Genomic DNA, 14157 nt, shown 5'->3' with positions numbered 1-14157 from the left:
ATGCCAATCAGGATCATCGATGCCGTTGAAGTTCGGATTATTGTGCGTTCTTGCCTGCGTTCTTACGGGCTGTGGATTACCGGAGGCCGGCCCCAAGGCCTCCCGCATATTGGAGGAGGCAGCTGCGCGCGCCATGCCGCCATTCGCGGTGGTCGATGTGGCATCGACGGCGATGGTCAAGAGCGTTGCGCGACCTGAAGCCAGCTTTGCCGCCTATTTCGGCCAGGGCGCACGTGATCCTGGCTTAAGGATCGCGGTGGGGGACGTTGTCTCGGTCAGCCTCTGGGAAGCACCACCCGGAAGTTTGTTCGGGATGGCCTCGAGCGCTTCGGGTCAGCAACAGGCGACCGGCAGTTCGGTGACGATCCCGCCGCAAACCATCAACAGCGATGGCACGATCAGTATTCCCTATGTGGGCCGGATCACGGCTGCCGGCCGCACGCCAGCTTCGGTGGAAAAGGCGGTGGTTTCCGGCCTAACGGGCAAGGCGGTGCAGCCACAGGCATTGGTGACCGTCCAGCAAAGCTCATCGAACACCGTCACGGTTACGGGCGAGGTGGCCGGCGGTGCACGCGTCGCGCTTTCGCCCGCCGGCAGCCGGGTGCTCGATGCTATTGCCGCGGCGGGAGGATTGCGCGCCGGCGTCAACGACAGCGTCGTCTACCTGACGCGCGGCGGACGAACCATGCATCTGCCTTTTACCGCGATTGTTCAAAATCCGCGCGAAAACGTGAGATTGCGGCCCGAAGACGTCGTTACGGTGGTGCGCGAGCCGGTTACCTACACGATTCTTGGCGCATCAGGTCAGAGTGGCGAAGTCCCCTTCAGCGTTCAGCATTTGACCATGGCGAACGCCGTTGCACGTGCGGGAGGCTTGCAGGATAGCCGCGCCGATGCTTCTGGCGTCTTCCTTTTCCGCTACGAGCCGATTGAGGTTGCCCGCCGCATCGTTGCGCCGAGCAATCCGTTGCTGCGCCGTGGTGGACCTGTCCCGATCGTCTACCGGTTCAACCTGAAGAACGGCTCGACGCTGCTTGCAATGCAGAACTTCGAGGTTCAGCCGCGAGATATAATTTATATCTCCAATGCCTCGTCGGTCGATATTCAGAAATTCATGGGCCTCTTCCAGGGGGTTACCGGGACGGCTCTGTCGGCGGCATCGGTCGGCATCTCCGCGTCGGCAGCAAACTGAAGACGACGGAGCAAGTGCCTGGAACGGCCGGAGGCGGATGATCTCGCTGCGATCGAGGGAGTTTCCTGATGCTGCCCGGCTTGCGGAATGCATTACGGGCATGCTGGAACGAGAGAGGTACGATGAGTTCTTCGGCACTGCTACATCTTCATGAATTGATGGCGTTCGATCGGCATCAGGCCGAAACGGCCATCTTGCAGCGCGTGAACAGCGCCTACCTTGGAAACCACACCGCTTTGGTGCGTGTACTCGGTCGCTACAAGCTCTATGTGGACACCCGAGACAGAGGTTTCGGATCCCATGTTCTTCTGGACGGCTTTTGGGAAATCTGGCTGACGCTGTTCTGCGCGCGCAACGTCAAGCGCGGCATGACCGCGATCGATGTCGGTGCGAATTTTGGCTATTACTCCCTTCTGCTTGCCGAACTCGTCGGCACAAGGGGCGAATTGATCGCCGTCGAGCCCAATCCCCATGCCGCCGATTTCCTGCGTCGCAGCGTCGAGCTCAACGGGCTGCTCGGACGGACGAGGATCGAAACATCGGCGCTCGGTGCAACGATATCGGGAGACGCCTCTTTATATGTTCCCCATAGCGAACCGAAGAATGCGCAGATCGTTTCGGAAATGTTTCAACCTCGCCCACAGGACGGCGTTGTCATCAAGGTCCCCGTGACAACCCTCGATGGGATGAGCGCCGCTTGCTCGCGCGTCGATTTCATCAAGATCGACGCGGAGGGAGCGGAGGAGATGATACTCGAAGGAATGGCCAAGACCATTGCCCGCCATAAGCCAATGCTCGTGGTCGAATTCAATCCTGCCCGCTATGCCGACGCATCCGGTTTTCTCGAACGGCTTGCCAGCATCTACGGATCGATGCGGCGTCTCGATTTCAGTGGCGAGGCAGTTCCCATCACCAGCGAAGACCTGCTTTCGAAATACGGGGCCGACGATTCGCTGCTCGTTCTTTCGCGCGACAAGCCGGCTTGATCGAGAGTGGTGAGAGTTCCCAAATGCTGAGGGAGAGATAGGAATGAGCCAGACGATCCTTTACGACGGTCTCAATCTTTCTCTCAAGAAGGGCACCGGGGTTGCGACCTATACCCGTGGCCTGATGGCGACGGCCCAGTCCCTCGGCTATCGGACGGGCGTGGTCCATGGAATTCCCGGAAACGTTCCGACGGACCCAGTTTTGCGGGAAGTGCTCCTCTTCGATGACGCCAGCGCTCAAGTCCCCGGAACGATTTCGGTCGCAAAGCGCTGGCTGCGGCGCCGCATCGCCGCCCCGTTCGGCATCACTCCGGTTCCGATCCCTTTGAGCGGCACCGTCATTGTGAAATCGCTTCAATCGCAACTTGGTGCGGCCGACACCATTTATGCCGCCAACGATTTGTTCCAGCTCGCGCGCCATCATTTCAAGCGTTACGGCAACAATCTGATCATGAAGTTCGAGACGCAGCCCGATCTTCTTCATTGCACCTATCCGATGCCGATCGCGGCAAAACGGGCGTTGAATGTCTACACGATCCACGATTTGGTTCCCTTGCGGCTGCCTTATCTGACTGAGGACAACAAGCGCTATCACTACAAGATGCTGCGCTCTCTGGTCCGGCGAGCGGATCACATCGTGACGGTATCGGAAACGTCGCGGGCCGATATCATCAAGGTTCTCGGCGTCGACGAGGCGCGGGTCAGCAATACCTACCAGGCCGTTCAGGTGCCGGAGCGGCTTCGCGAGAAGCCGGACGACGTTGTGGCGGACGAGGTCGCCGGCATCTTCCATCTCGATTGGAAGGGCTATTTCCTTTTCTTCGGCGCTTTCGAGCCGAAAAAGAACATCTCTCGGCTGATCGAAGCCTATCTTGCCGCAAAGACGGACAAGCCGCTCATCATTGTCGGTGCCCCCGGCTGGAAGGGTGCCGAGACGCAGCAGCTGATCGATGACGACCGCTTCCGCTTCTATCTTCGCGCGGAGGACCGCATCCTGCCTCAACGACAGATCCAGCGTTTCGACTTCGTGTCCTATCCCTTGCTGATCAGCCTGATCAGGGGAGCGCGTGCGGTGCTATTTCCTTCGCTTTATGAAGGCTTCGGGCTGCCCGTACTTGAATCCATGCAGCTTGGAACGCCTGTTCTGAGCTCCACGGAGGGATCAATTCCCGAGATAGCCGGGAATGCGGCGCTGCTGGTCGATCCCTATGATACGGAAGAGATGCGCAAGGCGATCGTCAGCCTGGATCAGGACGACGGGTTGTGCGCCTCTTTTGCCAAATCCGGCCCTAGGCAGGCAGCGCGCTTTTCGCCGGATCGATATCAACAGAGGGTTGGCTCGCTTTATGACAGCCTCTTCAACGGATAATCAAACGAGGAGCGCGTCGTGACCATCCTCTTTGCTTTCGGAATGCCGGGGGTCATGTCTTCCTGGGGCGTTGCAGCGGTTCACGCCCTGGCTCGCGAAGCCTTCGGCGATTATGCGGTCATTGCCACCGATACTGTGGAGGATCTCAAGCAGCATGTCCTCGCGCGATCGGGCGCGCATGCCGTTCTCGTCTCGCAGTTTCCCGAAGCACGGCTATCGGAACTGATCCTCAGGGTCAACGTGCCGTTTCTGTTATTTCTCGAAGATCCCCTCGACGCTGTTTCCTACCTCGCTCGTGCGACCGGGCAGCGAGATATCGGTTTGGTCAGGGCTGTTTCGGCAAGCCTTGCCTGCCTTGAGCCGCTTGCGGGCGCTTCCGGGGCGTTGGTCTTACGTCGCGGCGATGTCGATCAAAAGGGCAGCATAGATCTATTGCTGAAGACCATAGACCGGCATTTCAGCACCGATCTTAAACTGGAGCAGATAGCCAACGCGCTGCTGCATGTCGGCATGGCGCCTGCCGGACAACCACCGCATAAAGCACCGAAACTGGAGGAAGCCGCCGCGGCTGTCATTGCGGGCTATCTGACACCGCAGGAGGCGGTTCCGGAGGTCAGCGAGGGACTGCGCGAGACGGCAAGGAAGGTTCTCCGTCCCCTCGAATTCGACCGCCGTAAAGCCCCGAGCACCGTCTTCTGGCCGCAAGAGGCGTTCCTATCAGGCGATAGTTTGGGGCAGGCTCTGGACGATCTTGTCGATCTCACCGGCGGAGCCCGCTGCCTCATCTATGGCCCCTATCTTCACCTGCCGACGGGGCGCTGGAATGCGAAATTCATCTTCGATGTCGACGAAGACTGCCAGGGGCAGATCTTCACCCTAGAGGTACATGCTGCCGAATTGCTCGGCCGCCTGCGCGTGTGCCCGCAAGGCACCGGCTCATTCGAAGCGGCAGTGCCGATCGATGTTGTCGATCCGCGTGCCCCGATCGAAATCCGATTGATGATGGATAGCGGCGCCATCGAGGGGCGTCTTTCCGCTTGGAGCGTCGAGTGGCTGCGAGCGGCCTGACAATCGGCTCATGTCGTGGAGAGCTGCATGCGAGCAGGGCTGCTGCGCCGCCCGCGGGCCAATGGATTCACTTTTTCACCCGTTATTTTGTTGCTCAGCGTTTCTGGCGCCCGAAATTTTGTAAACCAATGTTTCGCGGCGGAAATTTCCGTATTGGTGCCGCAAAGTCCTTCTTTTCTGGGAAGTCATAGTTTGTATAAGGATTGAGAAAACGGAATGAAGCCTATGAACGCGAGCGCCGCACCGGATATTCTGATAGTCGATGACGATCATGAAATACGCTCGCTCCTGAGCCGATATCTCGAGGAACAGGGCTTTCGCGTATCGACGGCGAGCGATCTTCGCGGGTGCAACGACGCGCTCAACCGGCGGAACCCCGATCTTCTCGTTCTTGACGTTATGCTGCCGGATGGGTCGGGTCTCGATCTTTGCCGCGATCTGCGAAACCGGCGCCCCCGCGTGCCCGTCATTCTGCTGACCGCCTTGAAAGAGGACATCGATCGCATTCTTGGCCTGGAGATCGGTGCTGACGACTACCTCGGCAAGCCTTTCAATCCACGCGAATTGGCAGCGCGCATCCGCGCCGTCCTGCGTCGGACGAATGAGGATTCGTCCTCGGAGCCCGAACAGAGGCGCTATCGATTTGCGAACATGATGCTCGATCCGCAGCTTCGCAGGGTTAGTAGAGACAGCGGTGAGGCGATTTCGCTGACTGGCGCCGAATTCGATCTTCTCAAGGCGTTTCTGGAGCGTGCAGGCCGGCTCCTGTCGCGCGATCAATTGCTTGATCTCACGCAAGGGCGTGATCGCGACCCCGCCGACCGTTCCATCGATGTCCTGATGAGCCGACTGCGCCGCAAGCTCGGCGAGACAGCCGAAGATCCGATCTTCAGAACGATCCGCAACGGTGGTTATCAACTGGTTGTCCCGGTGATGGCCATTAAAGGCGATTCATGAGGTCGCTTGGTGCGCGGCTGGCGCTGCTTTTAATGACGGCAATTGTGCTGGTTGTCATTTCCTCGTCCTTCGTGGCAAGCCTTGTCATGCGCGGGCCACGTCCGGATATGACCGTCGAACGGATGGCGCGGCAGCTTTCCATTCTCGCTACCTTTGCCGAGAAGGACAGAACCACAGCGGCATCGGCGGGGTTGGTCGTTGCTCACAAGCCGGCTGAAGGCCAGCGCGATGAAGAGCTGTCGCGCTTTCTGATGGAGGCGCTGCTTCGAATAGCGGGCATGCGCGAAGCCATCATAGTGCGCCAATCGACAGGCGAGATGATTGCGTCCCTGAAGCTCTCCGACGGTAATTGGCTGATCATGCCGCTGCCGGAGCATGGACCCCCGCCGGGCGGATGGAAGATCCTGGTAGGCTGGCTCGGTCTCATCATAGTCGGCAGCGTGCTGGTTTCCATCTTTGCCGCATCGAAAATCATGAAGCCGCTACGTCTGCTGGAGGAGGCCATTGCGGCGGTCAATCCCGACGGCACCCTGCCTCATATAGCGGAAAGCGGGCCAGGTGAAATTCGCGCGACGGCCCAGGCGCTCAACAGCCTGTCGGCCCGGGTGAAGGCGGCAACGGAAAGTCGCATGCGCCTTGTTGCTGCCGCCGGACACGATCTGCGGACGCCAATGACCCGCATGCGCCTGCGGGCGGAATTCATCCGGGACGACGAAGAGCGTCGTAAATGGCTTGCCGATCTCGCGGAGCTCGACAGGATCGCCGACAGCGCAATCGGGCTGGTCCGGGAAGAGATCTCCAGGGACAGCCTGGAGCAGGTCAGGCTTGACCAGATCGTCGACGATATCGTTACCGAGCTGAAGGCGATCGATATGAATATCGCGAGCGGCGAACTGGAGCAGGTAACGATCTGCGCCGGCCCGCTCGCCATCACAAGAGCCCTGCGAAACTTGCTCATCAACGCCGCGACCCACGGCCAGTCGGCCATGGTGACGGTGACGCATCTTGGCGATAGAGCCGTTGTGCGCATTGTCGATACCGGCCCCGGCATTCCGGAGGACCGGCTGAACCAGGTGTTCGAACCCTTCTTCAGGATCGATATCGCAAGACAAAGGTCTTTTCCGGGGGCCGGTCTCGGGATGGCTATTGCGCGCGAAATCATCAACCGGTTCGGAGGCGAGATCAAGGTACGCAACCGCCAGCCACGCGGCTTGGAGCAGGTCGTATCGTTCAAAAACGCCGAGGCCAAGGTCGTCAGCTAGCGCGCGGCTCGAGCCGATTCATTGTTGCAGCGTCATCTTTCGCGAAGCCGTGAGCAGCTGGCGGTACATTCGCGCTATCATAAGGTTTTACTTGGGTAAAACACCCGGGAACTTTACTTGAAGCAATATTGAAAATAAGATTGCAGAACTTATCAAGTAATTCGCCGCAGTGGAAAAGCCAAGACATTAAATTTCGTAGAAATGCCTCATTTCAGCAATCTTCCGAAATGCTCTGACCGGCAACTGATGTAAAATTGCAGCCGATCAGCAGCTTGACTCGAGCAAGCTTTGGTCGCCCCGCATACCCGGCTTCGCCATTACGCCCCCAACACGAATGGCGAAGCCGGATTCGCTCTCGGCCACGGTCATCAATTTTTCTCGAAAATATCAGTTTCTTGATAATGTCGCTGCGAAGTCCAGCAAGACGCGTTGTGGACCCGCAGATGCGGGAACATTGAGATGCCATAGTGTTCGGCATCCTGTTCTCAGGAAGCGGGCGATCCCAGCCTTATTGAGCGTGGAGGCACATTCCGGCCCGTTGATGGGGATCTATCGAAGCCATCGTTTCTTCCCTCGAAGAACGACCACAGTGCTCACATGCCATTGGTCCGGGAGCGCCGGGCGGGGCGTTCCCGGACCGTTCGGCCCATTGTCGGGCCGCTCCTTCCAGCCAGCTGAGGCGTCCGGGGGGATCTCAATTGGATGGAAGCGGAGAGGACATAGTCCGCCGTAGCAAGGCGAGGGGGCTTTTCGCCCCATCTCCTCATCGATCAATGGAATGGATGCGGACCTGCGACGAGTGATCGTTCAGCATCTTCCAGCTTGGCGAGCTGATCGGCATTCAGCACGTTGCGCAGGGCAGCAGCCTTGTCCTTCAGAGCCTTGGCCTTGGTAGCGCGATCCAGCATGTGATCGGCTAGGCGCTCTCCGAAAAGCAGAACTTGGCCGTCGCCGCCATCGGCCGTCGGGGGAGCCGCAGCCCCATCCGCAGCCCGCTGCTCGGGCGGCTCATGCTTCGGAGGGGTGAGAAGATCGATCAGAGCACCGGTATAATCCCTCCATGCGTCGAGCTGGTTGCCGCGGACACCGATGAGCGTTTCGAGCGCTGATAACTTACCGGCAATCATCACGGCGGGATTCGGCCCATGCGGGAAACCGGGCGGCATTGGCATGCCGCCGCCGAAGCCGATCATTGGCCCTTCGGGATGACCGCCCCAGAAATCCCGGCCGTCCGGTGGCGGGCCAGCTGGATCCGGCTGAGCGATCTGGACGTCCACAGGCTTTTGCTGGTCGCATGCGATGTCCGGACCTGCGGCATAAGCCGAAGCGGCAGTAGCGCCAATTGCCGTTGCAACCAATGCAGCAGCGATAAGTCGTTTCCTCATGATCAATGCCTTCGCTATGAACAACTGCTGCGAAAGCTAGAGCGCTCGTATGAATGCAATACGTCGCTATATTTCTGAGTTTTTCCCGCGAAGGGAATGTTGCGAATGAATTTTGCTGATGGGTCAACAGCAATACTTTATTACAATTTCCTCTATTCTCGCCCTAATTTCACGTCCCGATGTCATGACGAACAGGCGCAGCCATTTGCAGCTTGCGGATGGGGAGGGCCTCCTTTTGATTAGAAGCTCTCCCCTGGTGTCTTATTCCTTGGCTCCGGAAGTTGCCGACGTCGCTTGATCTGCCTCTTTTAAGGCAGCCGCACATTCCTCGCAGCATGCCTCGACCGATTTGCCGCCAAGGTTGACCTTGATCGTATCTGCGCCGAGTTCACAATCACAGGCAGCACATGTTGTTTTCTTCATATCGTGATCCTTTCCTGATCGATCCCCTTGCCGGGGTAGGATCATAAGGGCACCGATCATCATGTCGGCGCTGTCGGAATCTTTAGCGAACCGCGTAGCGCTTCGGCTTCAGCTGCGCCGAACGCTGAAATTCGGCCGGTGTCTGCCCGTAAGTCTGTTTAAACGCAGCACTGAAATGGCTGTGGCTGGAAAAGCCGAGATCGAGCCCGAGCATGGTCAGGTCGTCATAGGCGCCGAGGAGATCGAGCGCGCGTGCCAGCCGCAGGCGCAGCTGATAGCGATAAAGCGGAATGGCTTCTACCTGTTGGAAGACTTGCGTCAGATAGACGGGCGAGACGCCGACTTCTTTTGCGATCTCTGCAAGCGTCCAGCGGCGGGCAAGATCGGAGGACAGAACGAGCTTTGCCCGGTCGACAAGCTTCTGCCGGCCGGAACTTGCGCCGGCCGCATGCGACGTACGTTCGCCGAGAGAGCGGCGTACTAGGGTCAATGCCAGCGTTTCGCCCTCCAGGCTCTCGGCTATATTGCGGCTGAGCCCATGGCGAAGCATCGCCACGAGTGCCTGCGCACGTGGATCTATGCGTCGACGCTGTCGACGAAAGATGACGCTTTCGCCGGACTGAACCTGCTCTTTCGGCGCGAGCTCGTGAAGGACGCTCTCATCTATACTGAAATCGAGACATGAATCGCCACCATCAACGGGATGACTGATCCGATATCCCTGTCCCTTATTGAAGAATAATACCTGGTTTGCTTCCGCAACGGTATCACTCTGGTCGACGTGGCGCTTGAAAACGCCACGATAGGGATAGACGAGGCTTGTCTTGTGGGCGCACTCTTCATCGCTCTTATGTCGGCATTCGCCATTGCAGACGATATCGCGGATGAGGACGGTTTTCGTCTTCAGCAGCAAGGCAGTCGTAATTTCTGACATGCCGAACCTCCCCATCCCGGCGTTGACGCCCGCCACACCAGTGAAGCCTAACACATCCTGCGCCATCTTTTTAGTAGCGGCTATAAATATGGACATCGCTTCCATTCTGGCCGCGGGAAAGGCCAATGTCTTTCAATTGATCGTCCGACAGCCCGAGAAGCGCATTGCGGTTCCTGCGCTCGACCATTTTGCGTACGAGCATACGTACAAGCTCTAGCAAGGTCGAGAAAGACGCGGGTCGAGTCTTGCGGAAGGTGCTGGCCTGTTCGGAAGAAGTGATGATGCTTGTGGCTTGCATGGTGATACTCCATCGGTTGCTTCGATGAGAGCAGTGAACCACCGGAGCCGTACTCGCGCTGTCAAATAATTTAGCTATCGAACTTGGCAGCGACCTTCGAGAAAGCGGCACATTTGTATTTTTTTTGTCGACATACGTCTTGCAGGAGCGATAGTGTCGGCACCGCTCCGCATGGCGTGACGATAAGCTATGCAGAGCGAAGAGTATTGAGGAGAGTAGGAATGTCGTGGCAACGCCCAGTACCCCGGATTTCAGCGGAGGAAAGACAACAGCGCCTTTCGAGCCTTCAAAAGCTGCTCGATGCGAATGGATGGGCCGGTATGTTGCTCGGGCCGACCGAAAGCCTCCGCTATTTCACCGGCCTAGTCTGGCATGCAAGCGAGCGGTTTCTCGGCGCGCTAGTAACGCCGACAGAGCTCTATTACATCGTTCCGGGCTTCGAGCGCAGCAGGGTGGAAACCCTGCCGCATCTGCCGGCCGAAATTCTTGAATGGCAGGAGGAAGAGAGCAGCGCGGCACTCATAGCCCGTGCGCTGGGAGATAAGGGCATCTTGGCGCTCGACGACAACATGCCGCTTTACTTCTACAACGCGCTGGCCGTCGAGCTTGGAGCTGAAAGGCTTGTGAATGGCGGGCCGATCATCAATGGCCTGCGCCGGATCAAGTCCCCAGCCGAAATCGCGCTCATTCAATACGCCATGAACCTGACGCTGGACGTGCACAAACAGGCCCATGCCATGCTCAAGCCGGGAATTCGCGCATCGGAAGTCGTCAAATTCATTGACCGGTGGCATCGCGAGGCGGGCGCCGATGGCGGCTCGACCTTCTGCATCGTATCCTTCGGCGAAGCCACGTCCCTGCCACACGGCGCCGATGGCGACCAGACGCTTGGCGAAGACGACGTCATCTTAGTGGATACGGGCGCCCGCATCGACGGCTATCATTCCGACCTCACCCGCACATACAAGTTGGAGAGCGGCGACAGCGCCTTCGAAGATGCCTGGGCGATCGAACGCGAGGCGCAGCAGGCCGTTTTCGACGCGGCAAAGCTGGGCGCTGCCTGCTCCAGCCTGGACGATGCGGCCCGCGCGGTGCTTGCCAGACACTCGCTTGGCCCCGACTACAAGCTGCCGGGACTGCCGCATCGTGCCGGTCACGGCCTTGGTCTGGAAATTCATGAGGAGCCTTACATTGTGCGCGGCAACGCGACGGTGCTTGAGGCCGGAATGTGCTTCTCAAACGAGCCGATGATCGTCTTTCCGAAGAAATTCGGCATTCGACTCGAGGATCACATCTATATGGCCTCGGATGGGCCGCACTGGTTCACGCAGCCGTCCAGCGGGCCGACCGAACCGTTCGCGAGCTGAGAATTTTAATCGGGGCGGCCGTCAAGCCGCCCTCTTTCCATCTCCATCGAAGACATGCAGATGCTGCGCCGGGAAGGCGACGTGTACCTGCGTGCCCGCGCTCAAAGCGGTGCGATCCAAGGTGAACACCTTGAACGGCAGGCCGTGCAGCGAAAGATGCAGGATGATGCCGAAGCCGGTGGGTTCGATGAGTTCGACGATGGCGGCCATGTCGGACGGGTTGGACGACAGCACGACATGCTCCGGCCGAATGCCGAGCGTGACCTTCGCAGCGGTTGCCAATTTTAGCGGCTCCGGAAGCGAAACGAGCGTGCCATCCTTGAGCTTGACGGCATTGCCCTCATAAGTTGCATCAAGAAAGTTCATGCCGGGCGATCCAATGAAGCCGGCGACGAAGAGGTTAGCGGGACGATCGTAGAGTTCGAGCGGGCTGCCGACCTGCTGAACGACCCCGCCATGCATAGCGACGATGCGATCCGCCAGCGTCATCGCCTCGATCTGATCGTGAGTGACATAGATCGACGTCGCTTTAAGATCGCCATGCAACTTCTTGATTTCAGCGCGCATCTGCTCGCGCAGTCGAGCATCGAGATTCGATAGCGGCTCATCGAAGAGAAAGGCCTTCGGCTGGCGAACGATGGCGCGGCCCATGGCGACGCGCTGGCGTTGGCCACCGGAAAGCGCTTTTGGGCGGCGCTCCAGTAGCGGATCGAGACCGAGCTTTGATGCCGCGCCGGCGACAGCCTTGGCAATGCCATCCTTGGCCACCTTCCGCAGCCGCAGGCTGTAGCTCATATTGCCGGCCACATTCATATGCGGATAGAGCGCATAGGACTGGAAGACCATGGCAATGTCGCGGTCTTTCGGATGCAGCTCGTTGACACGATTGTCGGCAATGCGGATTTCGCCGCCGCTGATGTCCTCAAGGCCGGCAATCATCCTGAGAAGCGTAGATTTGCCACATCCGGAAGGACCGACGAGGACGACAAACTCGCCGTCCTTGATCCTGAGATCGATGTCATGCAGCACCTGCACGTGGCCGTAGGCTTTCTTGACGTTCTGAATATCGATCGATGCCATATGACTAACCCTTGACCGCGCCGGCCGTCAGGCCCTGCACGAGATAGCGTTGGATGAGCAGGAAGAAGAGGGCCGCCGGAATGAGTGCCATGACGCCCGCCGCCATCATCTGTCCGAAATCCACCGAGAATTTCGAGACGAAGGTGAGAAGCCCGACCGGGAAGGTCGCAGCCTGATTGCCGTTGATGAGCATCAGCGCAAAGAGAAGCTCGCTCCATGCCGCCGTGAAGACGAAGCCGAGGGTGGCTGCGATACCGGGCAGCGTCAGCGGCAGGATGATCTGCCGGAAAGCCGTGAACTGCGTTGCGCCGTCGATCATGGCTGCCTCTTCCAGATCCTTCGGAATGCCGTCGAAGAAGGACTGCATCAGGAAGGTGGCGAAGGGCACGTTGAAGGCTGTGTAGACGACAACAAGGCCGGTCAGGCTGTTGGTCAGATGCAGCGGCGTCAGGATCTTGAAGATCGGTGCCACAAGCATGACCAGCGGAAACATCTGCGTCAGCAGCATCAGCGCCACGATCCAGTATTTGGCGCGGAAATTGAAGCGCGAGAGAGCATAGCCGGAGAGCGACGCACAGAAGGTCACGGCAATTGCCGTCGAGGCGGAGACGATCAGGCTGTTCTTGAAGAAGGTCGGGAAGTCGCTGTGCTGCAGCACGAAGGCATAGTGTTCCCAGGTCGTGCGCGACGGCCACATGCGCACGCCCTCGGTATAGAGCAGATCGTTCGGCGTCACCGACACTTTCAGCAGCCAGAAGAGCGGGAAGAGCGCGAAGACGACGTAGCAAAGAATTGCCAGGCGATGCGCGACGGTTGGGAGGACGGATCGTCTCATGGCTCAATCCTTGTTCAGCAGGGTCTGCCGCAGCAGGATGATCAGCATGGAATAGGCAAGCAGGAGGACCAGCAACACCAGCGCAATGGCCGAGGCATAGCCGAAATCCAACCGTTTGAAGGCCTGCGTGAAGATGTAGCTGGCAACGATCTGCGTGCGGTCAGCCGGCCCGCCGCCCGTCATGACGACGATCAGATCGGCGAAGTTGGACACCCAGACAGTGCGCAGGAGGACCGTGATGGCGATGGTCGGTGCGAGGAAGGGAAGCGTGATTGAGCGGAAGCGCTCGAGCCAGCCGGCGCCGTCGATCGAAGCCGCCTCATAGAGATCGCGCGGTATCGCCTGCAGTGCCGCCAGAAGCGTGATCGCGAAGAAGGGAATACCCCACCAGACATTGGCGATGATCGGCCCCCACATTGCATAATTCGGGTCCGAGAGGATGTTGTTCGGCTCGTTCATCAGGCCCATGGCATAAAGCCAATGCGGGATCGGGCCGATGACCGGATTGAACAGCCAGGACCAGTTGAGACCGGCGAGGAAAGAGGGAACGGCCCAGGGCAGGAACACGAGCGCCTGAACGATCGATCTGCCGAAGAAGGGTTTGTCCAAAAGAAGTGCCAGGATCAGCCCAAAGATGAACTGCAGCATCACGGAAGCGCCCGTCCACCAAAGCGTATTCTTCAGTGCCCAGTAGAAGGCCTTATCCTTGGAGAGATCGCGAAAATGCTCCAGGCCGATGAAGCCGCCGGAAAACGGATTGAGCAGCTGAATATCGCGGAAGGCGTAGGATATGCCGATTGCCAGCGGCACCAGCATCACGGCGATGATGAGGGTCAGGGCAGGGGCGCTGTAAAGATACGGTTCCGATGCTTCGGCGAGGCGCTTCAGCCACGGCCTGCGGTCGTGACGCCTGTCGAGCGTGTCGGTGATCGAAGTCATCTGCTAGGGTTCCCATTCGCGGCGTTCGAACGCCGTCTGTTTCAAGTGGGCAGAGATGGCGG

Annotated in this window: 14 protein-coding genes; 7 read left to right on the top strand and 7 right to left on the bottom strand. The window is 58.8% G+C overall.

What is annotated here, in order from left to right; translation table 11 throughout:
• Window positions 1-19 precede the first annotated feature (19 nt).
• From ACK83U_RS24100 to ACK83U_RS24075, 6 genes are all read left to right on the top strand, one after another.
• Complete coding sequence (locus tag ACK83U_RS24100) at window positions 20-1192, top strand: polysaccharide biosynthesis/export family protein (RefSeq protein ID WP_112411375.1); 1173 nt, start codon at window positions 20-22, stop codon at window positions 1190-1192.
• A 122-nt stretch (window positions 1193-1314) separates the two neighbouring features.
• The gene (locus tag ACK83U_RS24095; protein ID WP_412474893.1) at window positions 1315-2178 is read left to right on the top strand and encodes an FkbM family methyltransferase; all 864 of its coding nucleotides are present in this window, start codon (window positions 1315-1317) and stop codon (window positions 2176-2178) included.
• A gap of 43 nt (window positions 2179-2221) precedes the next feature.
• Window positions 2222-3547 carry a glycosyltransferase family 4 protein gene (locus ACK83U_RS24090; protein WP_112603628.1) on the top strand — a complete coding sequence of 442 codons (1326 nt, stop codon included), beginning with the start codon at window positions 2222-2224 and terminating at the stop codon, window positions 3545-3547.
• An 18-nt stretch (window positions 3548-3565) separates the two neighbouring features.
• Window positions 3566-4615 (top strand): hypothetical protein, encoded by a 1050-nt coding sequence (locus tag ACK83U_RS24085; protein WP_112603626.1) that lies wholly within the window; start codon window positions 3566-3568, stop codon window positions 4613-4615.
• A 225-nt stretch (window positions 4616-4840) separates the two neighbouring features.
• Window positions 4841-5572 (top strand): response regulator, encoded by a 732-nt coding sequence (locus ACK83U_RS24080; protein WP_112604024.1) that lies wholly within the window; start codon window positions 4841-4843, stop codon window positions 5570-5572.
• On the top strand, window positions 5569-6834 hold the full coding sequence (locus ACK83U_RS24075) for an ATP-binding protein (RefSeq protein WP_112603624.1): 1266 nt from the start codon (window positions 5569-5571) through the stop codon (window positions 6832-6834). Before ACK83U_RS24080 ends, ACK83U_RS24075 begins: the two co-directional genes overlap by 4 nt.
• A 770-nt stretch (window positions 6835-7604) precedes the next feature.
• Here ACK83U_RS24075 and ACK83U_RS24070 read toward each other — a convergent pair.
• The 4 genes from ACK83U_RS24070 to ACK83U_RS24055 all read right to left on the bottom strand — a co-directional run bounded on the left by ACK83U_RS24070 (window position 7605) and on the right by ACK83U_RS24055 (window position 9874).
• A complete protein-coding gene (locus ACK83U_RS24070; RefSeq protein WP_112603622.1) occupies window positions 7605-8219 on the bottom strand; it encodes a hypothetical protein in 615 nt (204 codons plus the stop codon).
• Window positions 8220-8480: 261 nt separating this feature from the next.
• On the bottom strand, window positions 8481-8642 hold the full coding sequence (locus ACK83U_RS24065) for a hypothetical protein (protein ID WP_412474892.1): 162 nt from the start codon (window positions 8640-8642) through the stop codon (window positions 8481-8483).
• Between the two features lie 82 nt (window positions 8643-8724).
• Window positions 8725-9576: a helix-turn-helix transcriptional regulator gene (locus tag ACK83U_RS24060; RefSeq protein ID WP_112603620.1), complete on the bottom strand. Its 852-nt coding sequence runs from the start codon at window positions 9574-9576 to the stop codon at window positions 8725-8727.
• Window positions 9577-9646: 70 nt separating this feature from the next.
• On the bottom strand, window positions 9647-9874 hold the full coding sequence (locus ACK83U_RS24055) for a DUF1127 domain-containing protein (protein ID WP_112603618.1): 228 nt from the start codon (window positions 9872-9874) through the stop codon (window positions 9647-9649).
• A 221-nt stretch (window positions 9875-10095) separates the two neighbouring features.
• Here ACK83U_RS24055 and ACK83U_RS24050 point away from each other — a divergent pair, with 221 nt between their 5' ends.
• The gene (locus ACK83U_RS24050; protein WP_112603616.1) at window positions 10096-11241 is read left to right on the top strand and encodes a M24 family metallopeptidase; all 1146 of its coding nucleotides are present in this window, start codon (window positions 10096-10098) and stop codon (window positions 11239-11241) included.
• 21 nt (window positions 11242-11262) lie between these two features.
• Here the strand turns inward: ACK83U_RS24050 and ACK83U_RS24045 are convergent, their stop codons facing one another.
• The 3 genes from ACK83U_RS24045 to ACK83U_RS24035 are packed head-to-tail and all read right to left on the bottom strand — an operon-like array spanning window position 11263 to window position 14095.
• Window positions 11263-12321: a sn-glycerol-3-phosphate ABC transporter ATP-binding protein UgpC gene (locus tag ACK83U_RS24045; protein WP_112603614.1), complete on the bottom strand. Its 1059-nt coding sequence runs from the start codon at window positions 12319-12321 to the stop codon at window positions 11263-11265.
• 4 nt (window positions 12322-12325) lie between these two features.
• On the bottom strand, window positions 12326-13156 hold the full coding sequence (locus ACK83U_RS24040; protein WP_112603612.1) for a carbohydrate ABC transporter permease: 831 nt from the start codon (window positions 13154-13156) through the stop codon (window positions 12326-12328).
• 3 nt (window positions 13157-13159) lie between these two features.
• Window positions 13160-14095, bottom strand: coding sequence for a carbohydrate ABC transporter permease (locus tag ACK83U_RS24035; protein ID WP_112603610.1), 936 nt, complete (start codon window positions 14093-14095; stop codon window positions 13160-13162).
• Window positions 14096-14157: the final 62 nt, after the last annotated feature.

The organism is Rhizobium sp. WW22, from assembly GCF_047041135.1.
Classification (GTDB): domain Bacteria; phylum Pseudomonadota; class Alphaproteobacteria; order Rhizobiales; family Rhizobiaceae; genus Rhizobium.
This window is presented reverse-complemented; position numbering and strand designations above follow the sequence as displayed.

Excerpts from the sequence above, each read along its gene's own strand:
- ACK83U_RS24100 (WP_112411375.1), top strand. The coding sequence starts at position 20 with ATGCCGTTGAAGTTCGGATTATTGTGCGTTCTTGCCTGCGTTCTTACG.
- ACK83U_RS24095 (WP_412474893.1), top strand. The coding sequence starts at position 1,315 with ATGAGTTCTTCGGCACTGCTACATCTTCATGAATTGATGGCGTTCGAT.
- ACK83U_RS24090 (WP_112603628.1), top strand. The coding sequence starts at position 2,222 with ATGAGCCAGACGATCCTTTACGACGGTCTCAATCTTTCTCTCAAGAAG.
- ACK83U_RS24080 (WP_112604024.1), top strand. The coding sequence starts at position 4,841 with ATGAACGCGAGCGCCGCACCGGATATTCTGATAGTCGATGACGATCAT.
- ACK83U_RS24075 (WP_112603624.1), top strand. The coding sequence starts at position 5,569 with ATGAGGTCGCTTGGTGCGCGGCTGGCGCTGCTTTTAATGACGGCAATT.
- ACK83U_RS24070 (WP_112603622.1), bottom strand. The coding sequence starts at position 8,219 with ATGAGGAAACGACTTATCGCTGCTGCATTGGTTGCAACGGCAATTGGC.
- ACK83U_RS24065 (WP_412474892.1), bottom strand. The coding sequence starts at position 8,642 with ATGAAGAAAACAACATGTGCTGCCTGTGATTGTGAACTCGGCGCAGAT.
- ACK83U_RS24060 (WP_112603620.1), bottom strand. The coding sequence starts at position 9,576 with ATGTCAGAAATTACGACTGCCTTGCTGCTGAAGACGAAAACCGTCCTC.
- ACK83U_RS24055 (WP_112603618.1), bottom strand. The coding sequence starts at position 9,874 with ATGCAAGCCACAAGCATCATCACTTCTTCCGAACAGGCCAGCACCTTC.
- ACK83U_RS24050 (WP_112603616.1), top strand. The coding sequence starts at position 10,096 with ATGTCGTGGCAACGCCCAGTACCCCGGATTTCAGCGGAGGAAAGACAA.
- ACK83U_RS24045 (WP_112603614.1), bottom strand. The coding sequence starts at position 12,321 with ATGGCATCGATCGATATTCAGAACGTCAAGAAAGCCTACGGCCACGTG.
- ACK83U_RS24040 (WP_112603612.1), bottom strand. The coding sequence starts at position 13,156 with ATGAGACGATCCGTCCTCCCAACCGTCGCGCATCGCCTGGCAATTCTT.
- ACK83U_RS24035 (WP_112603610.1), bottom strand. The coding sequence starts at position 14,095 with ATGACTTCGATCACCGACACGCTCGACAGGCGTCACGACCGCAGGCCG.